This is a genomic window from Mycobacterium sp. UM_Kg27 (assembly GCF_000972905.1).
Lineage (GTDB): Bacteria > Actinomycetota > Actinomycetes > Mycobacteriales > Mycobacteriaceae > Mycobacterium.
Map to the genome: position 1 here is coordinate 1 of NZ_JRMM01000075.1, position 20353 is coordinate 20353.

Sequence of the window (20353 nt, forward strand, 5' to 3'; positions counted from 1 at the left end):
TTACCCGCCGGCGATTCGCGGTGCGCCGGCTTCCTGGCTCACCGTGACCTCGCGTGCGATGAAGGTCTCCAACTCGAACAGGTTGTGCCCGGCACGGTCGGCGACTCGGAGCAGCCGGGTCATCACGGCCATTTCCTCAACCTGTTCGCGCAGGAACCACTGCATGAACTGTTCGCCGAGGTGGTCTCCCTCGTCGCGCGCGGCAGTGGTGAGTTGGCTGATCTGCTCGGTAACGGTGCGCTCCTGCTCCAGCGTCAGGGCCAGCGCATCCCTCGGTGTGTCGAATTGGTTGCGCACCGGGTCGACGCCGGGAATCTCGACGCGGATGTCGCGGTCGAGCAGGTACTGCACCAGCATCATCGCGTGGTTGCGTTCCTCGACGGCCTGGGCGTAAAAGAACTTCGCCAATTGTGGTAAATCCTCGCCGTCGAAATAAACGGCGACCGCGACGTATTGCTGGGCGGCGGTGAATTCGTGGTAGATCTGCTCTTGAAGCAGTGCGTGAAATTTCGTCTTGTGGCTGTCGTTCTCGATCATGACCGCGACACTACCCTGGTCAGAGCGGGTTTGCATCCAAGGTGATGCTTAGTCAGGTCAGCTTTGCCTAAGTAAAGATAGGGTACGCTGAAATGGCGAAATCGCGTCGGAAATCAGGTTTGACTTAATTGTCGGTGCCCGATTCGGGTGGTGTATCGCGACGCAATGCGTCGAATAGCTGGGTGGCTTCGGCGTCGTTCCATACCACCGCGTCGCCGGCCTCGGTCCAGACGAACTCGCCGATCGGCACGGTCAGCATGGTGGTGGTACCGCGCAGCGCCCACCCCAGGGCCGCCAGATCGACCACGCCGGTGCCGTCGTCCACCGTCACCGCGCGTGCGGCGGCGCTCGGCACGCGGTACCAGCGCAGCGGATTGAGCCACACGGCGGGATCGGCGACCCGGGCCAGCAGTGCCGACAGGAACAGCCGCTGATGGGCCATCCGGTCCAGGTCGGCGCGCGGCGTGGCCCGGCTGCGGACGTAGCCCAGGGCGGCCCTACCGGCGACCGTCTGACAGCCGGCCGGCAGATTCAGTCCCGCCAGGGGGTCGTCGATCGGTTCGTCCGGGCATAACGTGACGCCGCCCAGGGCATCGACGAGCGCGGCGAAGCCGCCGAATCCGATCTCGAGATAGTGGTCCAGCCGCAGGCCGGTGGCCTGCTCCACAGTCCGGGTCAGCAGGGGGGCGCCACCGAGGGTGTAGGCGGCGTTGATCTTGTCTTTGCCGTAGCCCGGGATCGTGACGTAGGAGTCGCGCGGCAGGGATACCACCGTGGCTGGCGACCCGGATCCCGGGCTGGGCAGGTGGACCAGCAACACCGTGTCGGTGCGTCCGCTGCCGAGGTTCCCGCCGGTGCTCAGGGTCTGCTGCTCCTGGGCAGAGAGGTCAGCGCGGCTGTCCGAACCGACCAGCAGCCACGTCGTCCCGCGGGCCGGCGGCGGACGGTCGGCATAACCGGAGAACGCCGCGGTGCGTTGCAGCGCGGTGTCGAGCCAGGCCGCGGCGCCTACCAGGGACGCGGTGGCGAGCAAGGCCGCCAGCGCGGCGAGCGCCAACAGACGACGTGGCCACGATCTCCGCCGGCGCGCAGCGGGGGGACGCGGCGCAGGTGCGCGCGCCGCCGGCGGCCGCGGCGCGGGCGGAGGTGGCGGCGCGGGGGGCGCCGCTGGCCTCCAGATCGCCCGAGGCGGCGGCGAGACCGGCCGGCCACGGGGGTCGCGATACAACATCGGCGGCGGTTCACGACGCGGCGGTGGGGGGCGCCAGGGCGGACCCGGCCCGCGATCACCGTTCACCCGCCCAATCTACGTATCGAGCAGCGCGGAGGCGATCTCCCGGGCCCGGGCCGGCGCAGCGGTGGACGTAGAGCCTTCCCGGTGCGCCGGTCCACACCCGCGTTGTTCTCAGCTTTTGTTAGTAATTTTCCGAAGGGATCGTTATCTTGACCACGCCGGTCACGGCCCAGTCATGAAGAGAGGTCTACCCACAGATGACTCGTCAGTGCAGCACGAAGCGGAACCGCCGGGTTGCCGGCCTGGGTACGGCAGCGGGGGCGTTTCTGGCGTTCGGGGTGCTGCCGCTGGCGTCGGCACCGGTGGCGGCCGCCGAGGGCTTCGAGGCCGTGTTCGAGCAGGTACTGGCCCCGTTCATGGACACGACTGCCGGCGGCCTGGACTGGGATGCGGTGTTCAGCCCTGCGGCCTGGGATGCGTTCGCCTCCGCGACGAACTGGGATGGCCTGCTGGCCGGTTCGGCGGCTGCGTCGTCGAGCCTGGAGAGCCTGCTCTATCCCGACGTTGCGGCGCTGGTCCAGAATTGGGTCTACAGCCCGCTCTACACCGGTATCGACTGGTTGGTCGGCAACCCGTTGATGGCGCCGGTCATCGAGGTGTCCAACCAGATCAGTGGGGTGCTGGGCCTGGGCCTGATGATCGGCGATGGTGCGGACGGTACGGCGGAGCATGCCGCCGGTGGTGCGGGCGGCTGGTTGTTCGGCGACGGCGGGGCGGGCTGGGACAACAGCGAGGTCGGTGGTACCGGTGGGGCCGGAGGAGCGGCCGGGTTCTTCGGCAACGGTGGCGCCGGTGGTGACGGCGGCGAAGGCGGCAGCGGTGGTGTCGGCGGAGTCGGCGGGTGGTACATGGGGGTCGGGGGCGCCGGCGGCGCCGGTGGCGACGGCGTAAATGGCGGCATCGGCGGGGCCGGTGGCGACGGGCGCGGCTGGATGCTCGGTATCGGCGGTGCGGGTGGCGACGGCGGTGACGGCACCCATCTCGGCGGCAACGGCGGTGACGGCGGAAACGGTTCGATCTGGTTCGGCGGCGGTGGCACCGGCGGGGACGGCGGCAACGGCGTCTACCTGGGTCAGGGCGACCTGCCCGCGCTGGGCGGGGCCGGCGGCCTCGCCGGATCGCTGGGCGCCCACGGCGCGGTGGGCCACTTCGGCACGCTCGACGGAGCTCCGGAGAGGGCACCGGCCGAACTCGGAACCGCCGGCAACTGGATCGTCGACCAGGACGGCCGGGTGGTCATCCTGCAGGGTGTCAACCAGGTGTACAAGTCACCGCCGTTCTCGCCCGGCGGGAACGGCTTCGGCGACGACGACGCGGCTTTCCTGGCCGCCAACGGCTTTACCGCGGTGCGGCTGGGCGTGTACTGGTCTGAGATCGAGCCGCAGCCCGGGGTGTACAACTTCGCCTACCTCGACTCGGTCAAGGAGACCATCGAGACCCTCAAGGCGCACGGCATCGTCAGCGTGATCGACATGCACCAGGACCTCTACAGCGAGGAGATCGGTGGCCACGGCGCGCCGGACTGGGCGACGATATTCAACCCGGCCGACAATGACCCCACCCAGCCGTTCCCGTTCGCCTACGCGCTCAACCCCGCGCAGAACCAGGCGTGGGATGCGTTCTGGTCCAACGAGAAGGTGGACGGAGCCGGGCTGCTGAACCACTACTCCCGGATGTGGCAGGTCACCGCCGACTACCTGGGCGGCACCCCGGGCGTGGCCGGCTACGAGATCATGAACGAGCCGTGGCCGGGTACGTCGTGGCTGGGCAGCTTCCTCGGCAACGCGCACTTCGACCGCGAGACGCTGACCCCGTTCTACGACCAGGTGACCTCGGCGATCCGGTCGGTCGACCCGAACACCACGGTGTACTACGAGCCCAACGTGCTGTTCGGCAACGCGACCGCGCTCACCAACCTGCGTCCGGTCGACGACGACAACTCGGTGTTCGCCTTCCACGACTACTGCATCTTCGACGCCCTGGGCGGTGGCAGCGCTTTCGGCTGCTCACTGTGGGACGGGATGATGATGGAAGGTGCCCAGCGCTTCATCGACCGCTACGACGTTCCGGCGGTGGTCACCGAGTTCGGCGCCACCCACAACACCGACACCATCACCAGCCAGCTCAACTCGATCGACTCGCACAGATTCGGCTGGCTGTACTGGGGTTACACCAACGAGGCCGGCTCGTTGGTGCACAACACCAACCTGCCGCCGGTCGGCGACAACGTCGACGAGGCCATCGTTGCGACTCTGGCGCAGCCTTACCCGCAGGTGATCGCCGGAATCCCGAACAGCTGGTCGTTCTCCGGCGGCGTCTTCTCCTTCAGCTACTCCACGGCGATGGCCGACGGCTCGGGCAACTTCGACGCCGGGTCGCAGACTCAGATCTCGATCCCGGATGTCCAGTTCCCGAACGGCTACCAGGTCAGCGTGACCGGCGGTCAGGTGGTCTCGGCGGACAACGCTGCGGTCCTGGTCATCGGATCCAACGCCGGCGCCAGCACGATCACCGTCACGGTGACTCGGGCGGTGGGCTGAGGTCTGCGCCGGCCGCCGTAGCGGTCAGCGCAGCCAGCCCAGCTGGTCGGCGAACAGGGCGTATCCGACGAACGCCACGGTGTCGATCAGGGCGTGCGCCAGGACCAGCGGCCACAGCCGTCCGGTGCGCTGCCAGGTGTAGCCGAACACCAGGCCCATGGCGATATTGCCCAGCCCAGCGCCGAAACCTTGATAGAGGTGGTAGGCGCCACGGAGTAGGGCGGAGCAGGCCAGCGCCACCCACGGCGAAACCCGCAGCTGCCGTAGCCGGGTCAGCAGGTAGCCGACCACGATCACTTCCTCGGCGAACGCGTTGGCGAAGGCGATCAACGCCAGCATCGGAGCGCGCCACCAGGTGTCGTTGATCGCTGCGGGAATGACGTCGGCGTTGAGACCCAGGGTTCGTGCCAGCAGGTACAGGCCCAGGCCGGGCAGCCCGATCAGGGCGGCCAGGCCGAGGCCGCCGGCCAGGTCGCTGCGGCGGGGCCACCGAGTGAGTCCGATGCGGGCGGGCCCGAATCCGCTGCGCCACAGCAGGTACAGCGCCAGTGCACCCCACGCGATCAGCTGCGCCGCCCAGGCGGCGTTGAGACCGAGGTCGATCAGGTCGAAATAGGACCGGCGCGGGTTGAGGGGGATCCGCTGGGCGCCGAGGTCGCGCAACACCGCATCGGCCAGCTGCAGCATGGCGGTGACGGCGCTCAGCCCGTAGGTGACCGCCAGGACCACAACGATCTCCAGCCGCAGGGCGCGTCGCTGGGGCTGGAGCTCGGTCACCTCGCCACGGTAGCGGGGCTTATGGCGCCGATCTGCTGCGCCCGGTTCCGCTGCGCTCGCAATCGCCGCGGGCTGATGGCGTCGATCTGCTACCGCGCCTGGCGCCGGGCCTGCAGCCCGTTGAGAAAGGGGCAGCCCATCAGTGCGCGTACCGCCCGGTTGAGACCGGTCACATCGTTGACGGGGTGCGGGAAGCTCAGTCGCACGTCGCGGTCACCTTCGGGGGCCTCCACCCGCAGCCACATGCCGTAGCGATCGACGGCGAGCGGGCGGGCCTGACCGCGGCGCAGCTGCGGCGGCAGTTTGGCGGCGGCGAGCCGGGCGACCATGTCGGGATGCGCCGAGTCGAGGTGCTGCAGCCAATGCGCTTCGATCGCGCAGAACGGATCGGGGCGGGCCGCCAGCAGCTCGTGCACGTCGACCGCCTCGGCTCCGGTGGCGTCGGCCAGCACCGCCGACTCGGGTGTCAGCCGCAGCAGCGCGTAGTCGATGTCGGAATCGTTGTCGTCGGGTGCACCCACATCGCGGGAGTGCGATGCCGAACGCGGTGAGACGACTTGCAGCAGAGCAGGGTTGGGGTCGACCGCCGCGATCCGGTCGAGCAGCGCGGAGATCTCGCGGTCGGGCACCGGGCGCAGAAGTCCCCGGATCCAGGCCAGCGCACGCACTCTTTCGCGCAGCCGCAACGGCGCGTGATCGGTCAGCTCGAGCATCGCCTGCACACCGGAGTCGGCGGCGGCCTGCGCGACCGGGTCCCCGATCGGGACCGCGACCACCAGCGAACCGTCCCGCAGCAGGTGGCAGACCGGCGCATTGACCGGCGCGGCGTCGGCGGCGTCGGCGATCGCCAGGAGCGCTTGACCCCGGATACAGGCGCTGCGAATCCGCTCGGCGGACGTCGGGACGGTTGCTGCTGTGGTCGTGGCCATCGATCACCTTTCGAAGTGAGGTAAGGCTAACTTAATTAATGACCGGGGTGGGCGCAACAGGAAATTGCGGAATGAGCTCACCCGGGCGCCGCCGGTGAGCGCGCCGGCCGGTGGCGGCCGATAGGGTTGTCCGGTGACCCGCATCAGCTATCTGGGCCCGGCGGGGACCTTTACCGAAGCGGCGCTGCTCGCCTTGACCGGCGCCGGACGGGTTCCCGGCGCAGACCTTCAACCGGTGCCGGCCGAGAGCACGCCGGCCGCTCTCGAGGCGGTGCGCTCCGGCGCCGTCGACTACGCGTGTGTGCCGATCGAGAACTCGATCGAGGGCGGGGTGACGCCCACTCTGGACGGACTCGCGGTCGGGTCTCCGTTGCAGATATTCGCCGAAACCACCTTGGATGTCCGGTTCTCGATCGTCGTCGCACCGGGTCGCGGCGAGAGGGAGATTCGCACGGTGGCCGCCCATCCGGTGGCAGGCGCCCAGGTGCGGCGCTGGCTGGCCGAGCACCTGCCCGGGGCCCAAACCGTGCCCGCCAACTCCAATGCCGCTGCGGCGCAGCAGGTCTACGACGGTGAGGTCGATGCCGGGGTGAGCACCGCGCTGGCTGCCCAACAGCGCGGGTTGGTCACCCTGGCCGAGGGCGTCATCGACGAGCCCAACGCCCGCACGCGCTTCGTGCTGGTGGGTGCCCCCGCGCCGCCGCCGACGCGCACCGGCGCCGACCGCACGTCGGTGGTACTGCGCCTGGACAACGCGCCCGGAGCCCTGGCGGCGGCCCTGGCCGAGTTCGGAAGTCGCAGCATCGATCTGACTCGCATCGAGTCCCGCCCGACCCGCACCGAGCTGGGCACGTATCTGTTCTTCCTGGACTGCGTCGGACACCTCGATGACGAAGCGGTCGCCGAGGCACTGCAGGCCCTGCGCCGCAGCGGCGCCGACGTCCGCTACCTGGGTTCCTGGCCGATCGAGCCCGGGGGCCGCTGCGGGGTGGGGTCATGAGCGGCCGACTGGTGCTGCTGCGCCACGGCCAGTCCTACGGCAACGTCGACCGCCGGCTCGACACCCGCCCGCCGGGATCGGACCTGACTCCGCTGGGACGTGATCAGGCAAGGGCCTTTGCCGCCGAGGGCGGCTACCGTCCGATGCTGGTCGCCCATTCGGTGGCCGCCCGTGCGGTTCAGACCGCCGCCGAGATCAGCGGCCGGCTCGGGGTCACCGCCCGCGCCCTCGAGGGCATCCACGAGGTGCAGGCCGGCGCGCTGGAGAACCGCAGCGACGACGACGCGATCGCCGAGTTCAACGCGATCTATCAGCGCTGGCACTCCGGCGAGCCCGGAGTCGCATTGCCCGGCGGGGAGTCGGCCGAACAGGTGCTCGACCGCTACCTGCCGGTCGTCACCGACCTACGGCTGCGCTATCTCGACGATGACGACTGGACCGGGGACATCGTCGTGGTCAGCCACGGCGCGGCGATCCGGCTGGCGGCCGCGACGCTGGCGGGTGTGGACGGCGGTTTCGTACTGGACAACCACCTGGAGAACGCCACCGCCGTGGTACTGGCTCCGATCACCGACGGCCGATGGAGCTGTGTGCAGTGGGGCTCGCTGACGCCGCCGTTCTATCCCGAACCGCATCCGGACCCGGTCGGCGACGCGCTGCGATCCGACACCGACCCGATGGGCTAACAGCTAGACCGCCAGCGCGTACACCTCGGCGCAGCGGCACCCCACCGCCTCGCAATCGAGGGCGAACGAGTGCGGCAGCACCTCACCGGCGCAACCCTCCTCGGTGCACTCCGCGATCTGGTGAACGTGGTGGATGAGTGTGCCGTGGCAGTGCTCCAGCTCCGCCCGGCAGTCTCGGCAGTGGTCATCCATGGATCGTTCATAGCACTGCGCGCCGACAAGGTCGTTGTGCCGCGCCGCGCCGGGCACCGTCAGCTCCAGCCCAATTCGTGCAGCCGGTCGTCGTCGATACCGAAGTGATGGGCGATCTCGTGGATCACCGTGATCCGGACCTCGTCGACGACCTGATCGTCGGACTCGCACATCTCCAGCAGTGCATCCCGGTAAATGGTGATGGTGTCCGGCAGCGACCCCGCGTAGCTCGAATCGCGCTCGGTCAGCGCCACCCCTTCATAGAGGCCGAGTAGGTCGGGCTCCTCGGCGTTGCGGTCCGCCACCAGGATCACGACGTTGTCGAAGGCGGCGGCCAACTCGGGCGGAATCAGATCCAGCGCGTCGGAGACCAGATCGTCGAACCGGCCTGGGTCCATCTGGACACTCACCGCGGTTGGCTACCCGCGGGCAATTGGTTCAGCCGCTCCGCGGGAATCGACGGCGGCGGAATCGGAGGCTGGCCGTTGATCAGCAGCGAGTCGCGGGCACTGTTGATCAGCGCCGCCCAGCCACCGTTGCCCAGGGTGGCGCCCAGGCTGCACGCCACCTCGCGGCTGCCGGCCGCCCAGCTCGGCAGCGAGACCGTGGCGTAGGTCAATGTCAGCGTCGTGTCGCGCAGCTGCACCGGATCCAGGTAGGCGTCGGTGAGCCGGGTGCAGGACTCCTTGATGAACGCATCCTGCTCGGGCTCGGGCGGTAGCGCGTCGGGGAACCGTTCGGCCAGGTTGACCGTGCCGGTGACCTCCTTGGTATGCGGCGCCGCGCAGTCCACCGGAACGTCGTTGGGCTGGTTGGTGGCCGGATCGATGCCCAGGCAGGTGCCCGGCGGCCAGACCTTGGACTGGTCGATGTCGGCGATCTTGCCGACGAACGCGGTCTGCTGGCCGCCCACGCCCGGCAGTTGCAGTCCGCACAACATCCGGCGCTCACCATGCTGGCGCCACGCGCGTTCGCCTGCCCACAGCATGCTGGCGACGAACTTGCTGTGCGGGTCGAACTTGGCGCCGAGGTAACGGCGCACCGACGACTCGCACTGTTCCTGGGTGATCTGCTCGATGCGGGCCATCGACGGCGGCGGGGCATCCGGGCCGTACTCGGCACCGGGGAACATCTTCATGTCCACCGGGCCGGCGACCTCGAATTTGTGCTCGTCGGCGCAGCTGACGATCGTCGCCGCGTCCAAGTCGTTGTCCGGCCAGTTCAGGCAGTCGCCGGCGACGGCGTGGTCGATCGCCTCGTTGCCCTTGACCGTGCCCAGCCCCAGTCCCGGCCCGGCGCCCTTGCCGCCCGTTCCCGGTGCCGGCTCGGCGTTCAGACGGCCCAGCAGCCCGCCGGTGCCGTCGCCGACGACGGGCACCACGGTGATCAGACCGGCGATCAGCAGCCCGCCCAGCGCGGTCAGCAACAGAGCGCGGCGCGTCGGGGCGGCCTGGAGCGTGCGTCGCCAAGACACCCGCTTGGCGGGTGGATTCTCCTGGTCGGCTGCCTCTGACATCGCGTCCATTCTGACAGGCAGCCGCGAGCGCGTGACAAATGATGCGAAAGTGATGCCGCCGGCCAGGTTGTAGGGTTTTGCCGTGATCGACCTGAAGCTGCTGCGTGAAGATCCCGACCGTGTCCGCCGCTCCCAAGTGGGTCGCGGCGAGGACCCGGCCCTGGTGGACGCCTTGCTGGCTGCCGACACCGCACGTCGTGCCGCCATCGCGGCCGCGGACTCGATGCGTGCCGAACAGAAGACCGCCAGCCGGTCGGTCGGGGCGGCCTCGCCCGAGGAGCGCCCCGCCCTGCTGGCCCGGGCCAAGGAGCTGGCCGAGCAGGTCAAAGCCGCCGAGACCGCCCAGGGCGAGGCCGAGACGGCGTTCACGGCTGCGCACATGGCGATCGCCAACGTGGTGATCGACGGCGTGCCCCCCGGCGGCGAGGACGACTTTGCGGTGCTCGACGTGGTGGGCGAGCCGCCGGCCATCGAGAACCCGCGCGACCACCTCGAGCTCGGCGAGGCGCTGGGTCTGATCGACATGGGACGCGGAGCCAAGGTCTCCGGTTCGCGGTTCTACTTCCTGACCGGCCGGGGCGCGCTGCTGCAGCTGGGTCTGTTGCAGCTGGCCGTGCGACTGGCCGTCGACAACGGGTTCACCCCGATGATCACGCCGTCGCTGGTCCGTCCCGAAGTCATGTCCGGCACCGGATTTCTGGGTGCGCACGCCGACGAGGTGTACCGACTCGAGGCCGACGACCTCTATCTGGTGGGCACCTCCGAGGTGCCGCTGGCGGGCTACCACTCCGACGAGATCCTCGACCTGTCGGGCGGGCCGCTGCGCTACGCGGGGTGGTCGTCGTGCTTCCGCCGGGAGGCCGGCAGCTACGGCAAGGACACCCGCGGCATCATTCGGGTGCATCAGTTCGACAAGGTCGAGGGGTTCGTCTACTGCCGGCCCGAGGACGCCGAAGCCGAACACGACCGGCTGCTCGGCTGGCAGCGCGAGATGCTGGCCCGCATCGAGGTGCCCTACCGGGTGATCGACGTGGCCGCAGGCGATCTCGGGTCCTCGGCCGCCCGCAAATACGACTGTGAGGCGTGGGTGCCCTCCCAGGGCACCTACCGGGAGCTGACGTCGACGTCGAACTGCACCACCTTCCAGGCGCGCAGGCTGGCCACCCGCTATCGCGACGAGAACGGCAAGCCGCAGACCGCGGCCACGCTCAACGGCACCCTGGCCACCACCCGGTGGCTGGTGGCGATCCTGGAGAACCACCAGCAGCCCGACGGCAGTGTGCGGGTGCCGCAGGCGCTGGTGCCCTACGTCGGCGTGGAGGTGCTGGAGCCGTCCGGCTCCTGACCGGCATCCGCGTCAGGTGGCGAAGAGCCGCCGCGAGCAGTCCAACAGCATCCGGTGCAGTTCTTCGTTGGGGATGTCCGACACCGCGGGATCGGCTGCCGCGCCGAGAATTCCGGGCACCAGGACCGCGATCGCGATGAGGGTGGCCGGGTCGGGCTGTGGTCCCGCCAGGATGGTCTGCAAGCGCCGGGAGGCGTCCCGGAAGTCTCCGATGGCCTCGACGACTCCCACCACGGCGGGATCGGTGTGGACCAGGGCCGTGGTGCGACGGTGCCGCACCGCCAGTTCGATGATGCCGCTGATGGCGGCCTCGCGCTGAACCTCGCGGGAGTCGATGGCCTCGACGATAGCGACCACCCGGGCGATGTCCTCGAACACCGGGCGAAACACCTCGACCACGATGTCGTCCTTGCAGTGGAATTGGTAGTACACCGCGGACTTGTTGACGCCCAATCGGTCGGCGATCATCTGCAGCGAGGTACCGCTCACCCCATGCTCGGCGAACAGTCCTTGCGCGGCCTCTAATACGCGCTCCCGCGCGAATCCCCGCGGCGCCATCGTCTTCGCCACTCCCATGTCTCCCAGCTGTCGGAGTCGACCGTTCACGGACGTGAGCCACGCCGCACGGTTGTGCTGACCGATTGCTTGATTGTACTTTACTGATCGTATAACTTGGCTTTCCGTCACGCTTAACCGCAGATCTGGACAGAAAGGGCGTCGCCGATGCTGAACCCACAGGTGCACAGGCTTTCCCGCTCCGATCAGGCCACGTTGTCCCCGGGCGTCACGGCTTATGTGGTTGACGCGCCGGAGATCGTGGCCGGTGACCACCCGTTGTTCGATGCGATCGCCGAACTGGGCGCCACCGCGAATCGGTTCGCGGCCGACACCCATGTCCTGGTAGTGGTCAGCAAGGCCGGCGGCCAGACCGGGTCCATTCGATGAAGGCGCTGCGGCGGGCGTGGATGCCGCTGCTCATGGTGGTGGTGGTGGTGCTCGGGACGCTGACCGTGCTGCGGCTGCGCACCTACTTCGGCGGCGAGAGTTCCAACCTCATCAGCACCAAGGTCGACGACACCAAGCCGTACAACCCGAAGGTCGTCACCTACGAGGTCTTCGGTGAACCCGGCGCGACTGCCGACATCAGATACCTCGACCTCGACAGCAGGCCCCAGCACGTCGACGCCGCCACACTGCCCTGGTCGGTGACCCTGAGCACCACGCTGTCCGCGGTATCGCCGAACCTCTACGCGCAGGGCAAAGGCTCCACCCTGGGTTGCCGCATCAGCATCGACAACGAGCTCAAAGACGAGAGAACCGCCACCGGCGTCAGCGCCCTGACCTTCTGCTTGGTGAAATCTGCATGAGCACTTCTACGGACAACTTCCCGCCCGAGGCGCCCACCGAGACCATCCCCGCGGTTGCCGCTGACTACGCCAAGCCGGGCGTGATCGCGAAATGGATCCGGCGCCTTGCTATTCCGATCATGCTGGGCTGGATCGGGATCATCGTTCTCGCGAACGTGACCGTCCCCCAGCTGGAGAAGGTCGCCGAAATGGCCGCGGTCCAGATGACCCCGGACGACGCGCCCTCGATGATCGCAGTCAAACGCCAAGGCGAGGTGTTCAAGGAGTTCACCTCCAACAGCTCGGTCATGCTGGTCCTCGAGGGCGACGAGCCGCTGGGTGCCGATGCGCACCATTACTACGACCAGATCATCGCCAAGCTCAAGGCCGACACCACCCATGTCGAGCACATCCAGGATTTCTGGGGTGATCGCCTGACCGCCGCCGGAGCCCAGAGCCCGGACGGCAAGAGCGCGTACGTGCAGATCTATACCGCGGGAAACCAGGGTGAGGCGCTGGCCAACGAATCGGTCAGAGCGGTCAACCAAGCAGTAGACAGTGTCACCGCGCCACCGGGTGTGAAGGCGTATGTGACCGGCGGTGCGGCGCTGGCGGCCGATCAGGACAAGGCCGGCACCCGCAGCATGCACATGATCGAGTCTCTGACGTTCGTCGTCATCATCACCATGATGCTGACGGTCTACCGATCCATCACCACCGTGGCGCTGGCGCTGGCGATGGTGGTGACCGGGCTGGCGTCGGCCCGGGGCATCGTGGCGTTCCTGGGCTATCACGGTCTGATCGGCCTGTCGCCCTTCGCCACCAGTCTGTTGGTGACACTGGCCATCGCGGCAGCCACCGACTACGCGATCTTCCTGATCGGCCGATATCAGGAAGCGCGCAGCGCGGGCGAGGACCGGGAACAGGCGTACTACACCATGTTTCGCAGCACGGCGCATGTGGTGCTCGGCTCGGGCATGACGATTGCGGGCGCCACGTTGTGCCTGCACTTCACCCGGTTGCCCTACTTCCAGTCGTTGGGGATTCCGCTGGGGATCGGCATGACCATCGTCGTCATCACCTCGCTGACGATGGGGTCCGCCGTCATCGCGGTGGCGGGGCGGTTCGGCACGCTGCTGGAACCCAAGCGAGCCAACAGGGGACGCGGCTGGCGCAAAATCGGTGCGGCCGTGAGCCGTTGGCCAGGGCCGATTCTGATCGCCGCGACTGCGGCCGCGCTGGTCGGCATCCTCGCCCTGCCCTGGTACAAGCCCGGCTACAACGACCGCGCCTACATGCCCGCGGATCTACCCGCCAACCAGGGGTTCCTGGCGTCGGACCGGCACTTTCCCTCCGCGCGGATGAACCCCGAGATGCTCATGATCGAAACAGACCACGACATTCGAAACTCCGGGGACTTTCTGGTGATCGAGCGAATCGCCAAGCGGGTCACCGGGGTAGAGGGTGTCTCGCGCGTCATGTCCATAACCCGGCCGCAGGGTATTCCGATGGAACACTCCACCTTCGGCTACATGCTCGGCATGCAGGCCGTCAGCCAGGACATGACCCGCAAGTTCAACGAGGATCGCGCGGCGGACATGCTGGCGCAAGCAGAGGATATGCAGGTCAACATCGACACCATGACGAAGATGATCGAGCTCATGGAGGAGATGAACGCCACCATGGGACGCATGGTCGGCAAGATGCACCTGATGGTCGACGACATCGAAGAACTGCGCGACAAGATCGCCGACTTCGACGACTTCTTCCGGCCGATGCGCAGCTACTTCTATTGGGAACCACACTGTTTCGATATTCCGGTCTGCCACTCGCTGCGGTCGGTCTTCGATGCCATGGATGGTGTCGACACCATGACCGACAACTTCAAGCAGATCGTTCCGGACATGGACGCGATGGCGGCGCAACTGCCGCAGATGCTCACGCTGATGCCGCCGATGATCCAGATGATGACGAACGCCAAGGCGATGATGCAGGCCACCTACGCCACCCAGAGCGGACTGGCCAAGCAGGCGCAGGAAGCCCAAGGGGATCCCGCCGCGATGGGGGAGGCCTTTGACAAGGCCCGCAACGACGACTCGTTCTACCTGCCGCCGGAGATCTTCGACAACGCCGAGTTCCAGCGCGGCATGAAGAGTTTCGTGTCGCCGGACGGGCGTGCCGTGCGGTTCATCGTCAACCACGAGGGCGATCCACTGAGCGCAGACGGCATCAAGCACATCGACGCGATCAAGCTCGCTGCCAAGGAAGCCATCAAGACCACCCCCTGGGAGGGCTCGAAGATCTACGTCGGCGGTACCGCCGCGATGTTCAAAGACATGCAGGAGGGCTCCAATTACGACCTGATGATCGCGGGCGTCGCGGCGTTGTGCCTGATCTTCATCATCATGCTGATCATCACCCGTGCCGTGGTGGCGGCGCTGGTGATCGTGGGCACCGTGGTGGTATCACTCGGCAGCGCCTTCGGACTGTCAGTGCTGCTGTGGCAGAACATCATCGGGCTGCAGGTGCACTGGATGGTGATGGCGATGGCGGTGATCATCCTGTTGGCGGTGGGTGCCGATTACAACCTGTTGCTGGTTTCCCGCCTGCGCGAGGAGATCCACGCCGGTCTGCACACGGGCATGATCCGGGCGATGGGCGGCAGCGGCTCGGTGGTGACCGCCGCGGGACTGGTGTTCGCCTTCACCATGATGACGATGGCGATCAGCGAACTGCGCGTGATCGGTCAGGTGGGCACCACCATCGGCTTGGGGCTGCTGCTCGACACCCTGATCATCCGCTCGTTCATGACGCCGTCGATCGCGACTCTGCTCGGTAAATGGTTCTGGTGGCCGCAGGTGCCGCGACTGCGTCCCAAGCCCGCACCCTGGCCGGCGCCGTTGCAGCGCAACCCTAGCGACGAGCTCGTGGGGTCCGGCGGTGGAGCGCATCGGGGAGGTTGGCGATGAGGGCCGCAGTGGTAGGCGCCTTGTCAGGGATACCGGCGGCGCTCCTTCTCGCGGTGCCCGCGCACGCCGATGTCGACACCGACTTCGCCGGCCGATTGCACGGCTACGGCATCTACGGGGCGCGCGACTACAACGCCTGGATCGGCAAACTCACCTGTAAACGGTTGACCAACGACGTCGACCATGACGCCTTCGAGTCGGCGGCGTTCGTCAGCAAGAACATCAAAGGTGTCGACTCCCAGCAGGCCTGGCAATTCGTGGGTACGGCGCTGAGCACCTACTGCCCCGACAAGCTGATCATTCTGGAACAGGCTGGAGGCATTCGATGAACCGCAGGAGCTGGGCTCTGGCGGTAGGGCTGCTGACCGGAATGGCCGCGGCGGGGACTGCGTCGGCGGATGCCACGGAGAACTTTCCGATTCCCAACCGGATGCTGCACACCACCTGTACCGCCGAACAGATCATGGCGGCCGCCCGCGATGTCGCGCCGGTCTATTACGAGCGCTACATGATCGACTACAACAACAAGTCCCCGCAGGTCCATGAGGCGGTGCAGGACCGGATTCACTGGTTCTACTCCATGGACTACCCGGGCCGTCGCGCCTACTCGGAGAACCTGGCCACCGACATCTACTACGAGAAGCTCGCTTTCGCGTGGCCGAACTGGGCCAAGTTGTTCTTCAACAACCACGGGGTCGCTGCCCGGGCCACCGACGTGTGCGCGCAGTACCCCGCTGCCGACATGGGGGTGTGGAACTGGACCTGACCCGTTAGGTCAGTAACGCCATGATCTGCCGTGCCGTGTCCAGCAGGATCTCGTGCAGCTGTTCGTCGGCGATGTCTGCCAGTTCTGGGTCGGCTGCCGCGGTGAAGGCTCCAGCCATCAGGGTGGTAGTGATCACCCGAGTTCTGGCATCGGGATCCGGGCCCCGAAGGATGGCCGCCGCGGCGTCGCTGACGGCCATGAAGTCGTCGCGGGCCCGCACCGCGTGCTCCATGCCGCGGTCGTAGAACAGGAAGGCGAGCCGCCGGTAGCGGACGGCGAGCTCGACGACGCCACTGACGGTCACGTCGCGCTGGCCCTGCCGGGTCGGCATGGCCTCGGCGATCTTGATGACCCGGACGATGTCGTCGAACATCGGTTCCACCAGCGCGACGACGATGTCATCGCGGGACCGGAACTGGTAGTAGACAGCGGGTTTGCTCACGCCCAGCCGGTCGGCGATCATCTGCATGGATGTGCCACCGATGCTGTGCTCGATGAACAGGTCCAAGGCCGCCTGCAGCACCCGCTCGCGTGCGGAGCCGCGCGCCGCCACCGGCTTGGCCACGACATTCCTCCTCCTCGACGCGGCCCAGCTTAGCGGTGATCGCAACGCCGGCGGAGCCGGTCGCTGCGGGTCAACATCATATCTGGCGCCGCGCGCGAGGTCGGGGTCGCCGGCCGCTAGGCCGCAGCCTTGGCATGCCGGTGCTGGCGCTCGATGGTGGCGAAGTAGAAGGCGTAGGCGAACGCGCAGCTGGTGAACAGACTCGACACGAAGTACAGCCACGGGCGCCGCAGCCCACGGCGATAGCCGTCGACGATGGTGAACAGCGGCAGCAGGACGACGTTGATGATCGTGTAGTCCTGGCTGGCCGAGCCGGCAGCCGGGTTGGTGAACATCAGCTGGATGTACTGCGTCCAGCTGCCCGGCCCCCAGATCGGATTGTGGTTGGGGCCCTGCGCATACTCCTGGACGAATCGGATGTTGAAGTACCAGCCCAGCACGATCGAGGCGAGGCCGATCGCGTAGTACACCAGCTCCAGGGGTGAGAAGGCGCCGCCCGCAGCGGGTTTCGCGAAGACCGCGCGGTTGGACGCCACGATCCACCAGATGGTCGCCAGGCCGAGCACTGCATGCACGATGAGCGAGGTCATGCGGCCAGTCTCATCACGCGCTGCAAGTTTTGTCAATAATGACAATTTTGGTGCGCCGGTGCTGGGGTACGTTTACCGGCATGCCCAGAGCGCCCCAGACCGCCCGCAGCGAACGCACCCGCGAGGCGTTGCGCCAGGCCGCACTGGTCCGTTTCCTGGCGCAGGGCGTGGAGGACACCTCCGCCGAGCAGATCGCCGCCGACGCCGGGGTGTCCCTGCGGACCTTCTATCGGCATTTCACCTCCAAGCACGACCTGCTGTTCGCCGATTACGACGCCGGACTGCAGTGGTTCCGCAGCGCACTGGCCGCCCGCCCGCCGGCCGAGCCGATGATCGAGGCGGTCCAGGCGGCGATCTTCGCGTTCCCCTACGACGTCGAGGCGGTGACCCGTATCGCCGCGCTGCGTGCCGAGGAACTCGATCCGGAGCGGATCGTGCGCCATATCCGGCAGGTGGAGACCGATTTCGCGGACGCGGTCGCCGAGCGGCTGCGGGCCACGGGGTCCAATGCAGCGCCCGATCCCCTGCGCGTGGCCGTAACGTCTCGCTGCATCGCGGCTGCGGTGTTCGCCGCGATGGAGGTCTGGATGCTGGGTGCGGACCGCTCGCTGGCCGAGCTGGCCCGAATGTGCCGTACCGCGCTGGACTCGCTGGCCGATCCCTAGTTACGTCAATATTGACAAAACTATCCGCGCGTGCCAGCGTTCCCCGAAAGCGGGAAGGGGCCCATGGATGACCGATTACGACGCGATCGTCATTGGCGCCGGACACAACGGCCTGGCCGCGGCGCTCATCCTGCAGCGCGCCGGACTGCGCACGGTGTGCCTGGAGGCCGGGCGCTACGCCGGCGGGATGGCGTCCACGGTCGAACTGTTCGACGGCTATCGGTTCGAGATCGCCGGCTCGGTGCAGTTCCCCACGTCGGCCGCGGTCAGCGCGGAGCTGGGCCTCGACGGACTGGAGAGCATCGACCTCGAGGTCATGTCGGTGGCGATGCGCGGCGTCGGCGACGACCCGCTGATCCAGTACACCGACCCGATGAAGCTGTTCACCCACCTCAGTGAGGTGCACGGTGCCGAGGCGGTCAACGGCATGGCCGGCCTGCTGGCCTGGAGTCAGGCGCCCACCCGGGCGCTGGGCCGCTTCGAGGCGGGTCGGGCGCCGAAATCGCTCGACGAGATGTATGCTTGCGCCGCAAATGAATTCGAGCGATCAGCTATTGACGACATGCTGTTCGGCTCGGTCACCGAGGTGCTGGATCGTTACCTGCCCGACCGGGAGAAGCACGCGGCGCTGCGCGGCTCCTTCACCGTGTTGGCCGTCAACACGCTCTACCGCGGGCCCGCCACCCCGGGCAGTGCCGCGGCGCTGGCCTTCGGCCTGGGTGTGCCCGACGAGAACACCGTGCTGATGAAAAAGTTGCGCGGCGGAATCGGCGCACTCACCGGGCACCTGTGCGACACCTTCACCGGCCTGGGCGGACAGCTGCGGCTGCGCGCCGCGGTCGCGGAGATCCTGGTCGCCGATGGGGCGGTGGCCGGAGTGCGCACCGAAGCAGGCGACACCGTGCACGCACCGGTGGTGGTGTCGGCGATCGCCCCCGACATCACCGTCACCGCACTGCTCGACGCGGCTTCGGTCCCCGAGGATGTGCGCGCCCGCTACGCCCGCACCGACCATCGCGGCAGCTACCTGCAGATGCATTTCGCGCTGGACGAGGCGCCGGTGTTCACCGCGCCCTACGAGGCGCTCAACAACCCCGCCATGCAGGCTTCGCTGGGAATCTTCTGCACGCCCGAAGAGGTGCAGCAGCAGTGGGAGGAGGCGCGTCGCGGTATCGTCCCGGCCGATCCGACCGTGGTGCTGCAGATCCCGTCGCTGCACGATCCCGAGCTGGCCCCGCCGGGCAAGCACGCCGCGTCGGCGTTCGCGCTGTGGTTCCCCATCGAGGGAGACGGCAACTACGGCGAGATGAAGGTCGAGATGGGGCAGCGGGTGATCGACAAGATCACCAGGCTGGCACCGAATTTCGAGCGCAGCATCACTCGGCACACCACCTTCACCCCGCGGCATATGGGAACCATGTTCGGTGCGCCCGGCGGCGACTACTGCCACGGCTTGCTCAATCCCGACCAGATCGGCCCGAACCGGCCCGGGCCGCGCGGCTTTCTCGGCCAGCCGTTACCGGTGGCCGGACTGTATCTGGGGAGCGCGGGTTGTCATGGCGGGCCGGGGATCACGTTCATCCCGGGCTACAACGCCGCACACCAGGTGTTGGCCGACCGCTGAGCGACACGGCGGGCGGCGATTACCGCTGCGCCGCCAGCAGCTCGTCGAGCAGTGCCCGGAACGTGTCCGGGTCCGCCGGGGTGAATGCCGGCTGCGGCCACGGGTCGCCGTGCAGCTCCAGGGTGATCAGGGCGGACCGCGTCGGGCGCTTGATGTCCAGCGGCAGCCAGCGCCGCAGATCCGAGCTGCCCCAGATCCGGAACCGGTGGGTCAGCATGCCCAGCGGCTCTGCGCGGTAACCGCGGATCGCCGACAGCGGGATCACCTTCGCAGTACCGGAGGGAAAGTGATAGCGGCGCAACGTGATCGCCCGGCGATCCAGGACGACCAATCCGTCGTCGTAGGAGCCGCCGGTCACAGCTTCTCGCAACGCAATTCGTGGCCCTTGGCGGTCAGGCAGCGGCCGGACTTGAGATCCCATTCCCAGCCGTGCTGATTACAGGTCAGAATGTCGCCCTCGACCACTCCGAACTTCGACAGGTCGGCCTTCATGTGCGGGCAGCGACGCTGAACCTGCCAGTCGCCCAGGGTGATGGTCGCCGAGTCGTCGTGGCTCTCGCCGAACCAGCCTTCGGCGTAAACGATCCGGTCCTCGGTGAGGCACTTGAAGAAGGTGTACAGGTATTCGTTGTAACCGCCGACCCGCCACGCCCTGAACCGGGTGGACAAGAAGATGGTGTTGACCCAGTCCGGTTCGCCGTCGCGCAGCACGGTCCGCACCAGTTCGGGTGGAATGCCGAAGCCGTAACGGAACTTCTCGCCGGGAATCGGCTCGCGCACCATCCGTTTGGGGAAGTCCAGCACCACCGTCTCGGTGTGGCCCTCCCCGTCCAGCACCAGCTCCACCGGGTAGCCGATACCGTCGCAGATCTCGTTGCTGCGGGCCATGATCGGCTCGAACAGGGAGCGCAGCGGCTCGATCATCGCCGGACCGGCCGCCGGCGCCCAGGACGCCTTCTCGGCAGCCAGCACGGGTGCCATCCGCTCGGCGTAGGCCTGTCTCTTATACACA

General features: G+C 67.7%; 22 protein-coding genes and 1 pseudogene. 11 read left to right on the top strand and 12 right to left on the bottom strand.

Translation table 11 applies throughout. The features are described 5' to 3' along the window. Together LI94_RS12955 and LI94_RS12960 are read right to left on the bottom strand one after the other, a co-directional pair. Entirely contained in the window at positions 1 to 537 is a 537-nt protein-coding gene (locus LI94_RS12955; protein ID WP_024442802.1) for a ferritin-like domain-containing protein, read from the bottom strand. Between the two features lie 124 nt (positions 538 to 661). Then, positions 662 to 1768, bottom strand: coding sequence for an LCP family protein (locus LI94_RS12960; RefSeq protein WP_125078662.1), 1107 nt, complete (start codon positions 1766 to 1768; stop codon positions 662 to 664). A gap of 260 nt (positions 1769 to 2028) precedes the next feature. Between LI94_RS12960 and LI94_RS12965 the strand changes: the two genes are divergently transcribed. Next, entirely contained in the window at positions 2029 to 4371 is a 2343-nt protein-coding gene (locus LI94_RS12965) for a cellulase family glycosylhydrolase (protein WP_052739934.1), read from the top strand. 24 nt (positions 4372 to 4395) lie between these two features. Here the strand turns inward: LI94_RS12965 and LI94_RS12970 are convergent, their stop codons facing one another. Beyond that, complete coding sequence (locus tag LI94_RS12970) at positions 4396 to 5148, bottom strand: CPBP family intramembrane glutamic endopeptidase (protein ID WP_046301423.1); 753 nt, start codon at positions 5146 to 5148, stop codon at positions 4396 to 4398. An 89-nt stretch (positions 5149 to 5237) separates the two neighbouring features. Beyond that, a complete protein-coding gene (locus tag LI94_RS12975) occupies positions 5238 to 6077 on the bottom strand; it encodes a DUF2470 domain-containing protein (protein WP_046301424.1) in 840 nt (279 codons plus the stop codon). A 133-nt stretch (positions 6078 to 6210) separates the two neighbouring features. Between LI94_RS12975 and pheA the strand changes: the two genes are divergently transcribed. Together pheA and LI94_RS12985 are read left to right on the top strand one after the other, a co-directional pair. Then, the gene (pheA, locus tag LI94_RS12980) at positions 6211 to 7077 is read left to right on the top strand and encodes a prephenate dehydratase (protein ID WP_046301425.1); all 867 of its coding nucleotides are present in this window, start codon (positions 6211 to 6213) and stop codon (positions 7075 to 7077) included. After that, the gene (locus LI94_RS12985) at positions 7074 to 7763 is read left to right on the top strand and encodes a histidine phosphatase family protein (protein WP_046301426.1); all 690 of its coding nucleotides are present in this window, start codon (positions 7074 to 7076) and stop codon (positions 7761 to 7763) included. Before pheA ends, LI94_RS12985 begins: the two co-directional genes overlap by 4 nt. Before the next feature lie 3 nt (positions 7764 to 7766). Here LI94_RS12985 and LI94_RS12990 read toward each other — a convergent pair whose 3' ends face one another. From LI94_RS12990 to LI94_RS13000, 3 genes and pseudogenes are all read right to left on the bottom strand, one after another. Further along, positions 7767 to 7955, bottom strand: coding sequence for a hypothetical protein (locus tag LI94_RS12990; RefSeq protein ID WP_024442809.1), 189 nt, complete (start codon positions 7953 to 7955; stop codon positions 7767 to 7769). Between the two features lie 59 nt (positions 7956 to 8014). After that, a complete protein-coding gene (locus LI94_RS12995; RefSeq protein WP_024442810.1) occupies positions 8015 to 8365 on the bottom strand; it encodes a metallopeptidase family protein in 351 nt (116 codons plus the stop codon). Between the two features lie 29 nt (positions 8366 to 8394). Continuing rightward, positions 8395 to 9480, bottom strand: a pseudogene (locus tag LI94_RS13000) (septum formation family protein); the annotation flags it as partial. Positions 9481 to 9553: 73 nt separating this feature from the next. On the opposite strand from LI94_RS13000, the gene serS reads away from it, so the two are divergent. Beyond that, the gene (serS, locus tag LI94_RS13005) at positions 9554 to 10816 is read left to right on the top strand and encodes a serine--tRNA ligase (RefSeq protein ID WP_046301427.1); all 1263 of its coding nucleotides are present in this window, start codon (positions 9554 to 9556) and stop codon (positions 10814 to 10816) included. Positions 10817 to 10828: 12 nt separating this feature from the next. Here the strand turns inward: serS and LI94_RS13010 are convergent, their stop codons facing one another. Further along, the gene (locus LI94_RS13010; protein WP_046301438.1) at positions 10829 to 11386 is read right to left on the bottom strand and encodes a TetR/AcrR family transcriptional regulator; all 558 of its coding nucleotides are present in this window, start codon (positions 11384 to 11386) and stop codon (positions 10829 to 10831) included. A gap of 153 nt (positions 11387 to 11539) precedes the next feature. On the opposite strand from LI94_RS13010, the gene LI94_RS13015 reads away from it, so the two are divergent. Genes LI94_RS13015 through LI94_RS13035 form a run of 5 tightly spaced genes read left to right on the top strand, consistent with a single transcriptional unit; the run spans position 11540 to position 15897 of the window. Further along, complete coding sequence (locus tag LI94_RS13015) at positions 11540 to 11761, top strand: hypothetical protein (protein WP_046301428.1); 222 nt, start codon at positions 11540 to 11542, stop codon at positions 11759 to 11761. Continuing rightward, a complete protein-coding gene (locus LI94_RS13020; RefSeq protein WP_046301429.1) occupies positions 11758 to 12183 on the top strand; it encodes an MmpS family transport accessory protein in 426 nt (141 codons plus the stop codon). The genes LI94_RS13015 and LI94_RS13020 overlap by 4 nt, the downstream gene beginning before the upstream one ends. Beyond that, positions 12180 to 15131: an MMPL family transporter gene (locus LI94_RS13025; RefSeq protein WP_046301430.1), complete on the top strand. Its 2952-nt coding sequence runs from the start codon at positions 12180 to 12182 to the stop codon at positions 15129 to 15131. Before LI94_RS13020 ends, LI94_RS13025 begins: the two co-directional genes overlap by 4 nt. Next, the gene (locus LI94_RS13030) at positions 15128 to 15460 is read left to right on the top strand and encodes a DUF732 domain-containing protein (RefSeq protein WP_046301431.1); all 333 of its coding nucleotides are present in this window, start codon (positions 15128 to 15130) and stop codon (positions 15458 to 15460) included. Before LI94_RS13025 ends, LI94_RS13030 begins: the two co-directional genes overlap by 4 nt. Continuing rightward, positions 15457 to 15897, top strand: a complete 441-nt coding sequence (locus LI94_RS13035) for a DUF5078 domain-containing protein (protein WP_024442817.1) — start codon at positions 15457 to 15459, stop codon at positions 15895 to 15897. Before LI94_RS13030 ends, LI94_RS13035 begins: the two co-directional genes overlap by 4 nt. A 4-nt stretch (positions 15898 to 15901) precedes the next feature. Here LI94_RS13035 and LI94_RS13040 read toward each other — a convergent pair whose 3' ends face one another. After that, positions 15902 to 16462: a TetR/AcrR family transcriptional regulator gene (locus LI94_RS13040; protein ID WP_024442818.1), complete on the bottom strand. Its 561-nt coding sequence runs from the start codon at positions 16460 to 16462 to the stop codon at positions 15902 to 15904. Between the two features lie 116 nt (positions 16463 to 16578). After that, positions 16579 to 17052 (bottom strand): DUF2834 domain-containing protein, encoded by a 474-nt coding sequence (locus tag LI94_RS13045; RefSeq protein ID WP_046301432.1) that lies wholly within the window; start codon positions 17050 to 17052, stop codon positions 16579 to 16581. Positions 17053 to 17132: 80 nt separating this feature from the next. On the opposite strand from LI94_RS13045, the gene LI94_RS13050 reads away from it, so the two are divergent. Continuing rightward, positions 17133 to 17717, top strand: coding sequence for a TetR/AcrR family transcriptional regulator (locus tag LI94_RS13050; RefSeq protein ID WP_046301433.1), 585 nt, complete (start codon positions 17133 to 17135; stop codon positions 17715 to 17717). Positions 17718 to 17784: 67 nt separating this feature from the next. Beyond that, a complete protein-coding gene (locus LI94_RS13055; RefSeq protein WP_024442820.1) occupies positions 17785 to 19341 on the top strand; it encodes an NAD(P)/FAD-dependent oxidoreductase in 1557 nt (518 codons plus the stop codon). A gap of 19 nt (positions 19342 to 19360) precedes the next feature. On the opposite strand, the gene LI94_RS13060 is transcribed toward LI94_RS13055, so the two are convergent. Then, on the bottom strand, positions 19361 to 19699 hold the full coding sequence (locus tag LI94_RS13060) for a hypothetical protein (RefSeq protein ID WP_024442821.1): 339 nt from the start codon (positions 19697 to 19699) through the stop codon (positions 19361 to 19363). Continuing rightward, positions 19696 to 20353: Rieske 2Fe-2S domain-containing protein (locus LI94_RS13065; RefSeq protein ID WP_046301434.1), on the bottom strand; the 658-nt coding region annotated here is incomplete at its 5' end. The genes LI94_RS13060 and LI94_RS13065, both read right to left, overlap by 4 nt.

What these genes read in the sequence shown, in the direction of transcription:
- LI94_RS12955 (WP_024442802.1), bottom strand. Translation starts at nt 537, where the DNA reads ATGATCGAGAACGACAGCCACAAGACGAAATTTCACGCACTGCTTCAA.
- LI94_RS12960 (WP_125078662.1), bottom strand. Translation starts at nt 1,768, where the DNA reads ATGTTGTATCGCGACCCCCGTGGCCGGCCGGTCTCGCCGCCGCCTCGG.
- LI94_RS12965 (WP_052739934.1), top strand. Translation starts at nt 2,029, where the DNA reads ATGACTCGTCAGTGCAGCACGAAGCGGAACCGCCGGGTTGCCGGCCTG.
- LI94_RS12975 (WP_046301424.1), bottom strand. Translation starts at nt 6,077, where the DNA reads ATGGCCACGACCACAGCAGCAACCGTCCCGACGTCCGCCGAGCGGATT.
- LI94_RS12985 (WP_046301426.1), top strand. Translation starts at nt 7,074, where the DNA reads ATGAGCGGCCGACTGGTGCTGCTGCGCCACGGCCAGTCCTACGGCAAC.
- LI94_RS12990 (WP_024442809.1), bottom strand. Translation starts at nt 7,955, where the DNA reads ATGGATGACCACTGCCGAGACTGCCGGGCGGAGCTGGAGCACTGCCAC.
- LI94_RS13015 (WP_046301428.1), top strand. Translation starts at nt 11,540, where the DNA reads ATGCTGAACCCACAGGTGCACAGGCTTTCCCGCTCCGATCAGGCCACG.
- LI94_RS13020 (WP_046301429.1), top strand. Translation starts at nt 11,758, where the DNA reads ATGAAGGCGCTGCGGCGGGCGTGGATGCCGCTGCTCATGGTGGTGGTG.
- LI94_RS13025 (WP_046301430.1), top strand. Translation starts at nt 12,180, where the DNA reads ATGAGCACTTCTACGGACAACTTCCCGCCCGAGGCGCCCACCGAGACC.
- LI94_RS13030 (WP_046301431.1), top strand. Translation starts at nt 15,128, where the DNA reads ATGAGGGCCGCAGTGGTAGGCGCCTTGTCAGGGATACCGGCGGCGCTC.
- LI94_RS13035 (WP_024442817.1), top strand. Translation starts at nt 15,457, where the DNA reads ATGAACCGCAGGAGCTGGGCTCTGGCGGTAGGGCTGCTGACCGGAATG.
- LI94_RS13045 (WP_046301432.1), bottom strand. Translation starts at nt 17,052, where the DNA reads ATGACCTCGCTCATCGTGCATGCAGTGCTCGGCCTGGCGACCATCTGG.
- LI94_RS13050 (WP_046301433.1), top strand. Translation starts at nt 17,133, where the DNA reads ATGCCCAGAGCGCCCCAGACCGCCCGCAGCGAACGCACCCGCGAGGCG.
- LI94_RS13055 (WP_024442820.1), top strand. Translation starts at nt 17,785, where the DNA reads ATGACCGATTACGACGCGATCGTCATTGGCGCCGGACACAACGGCCTG.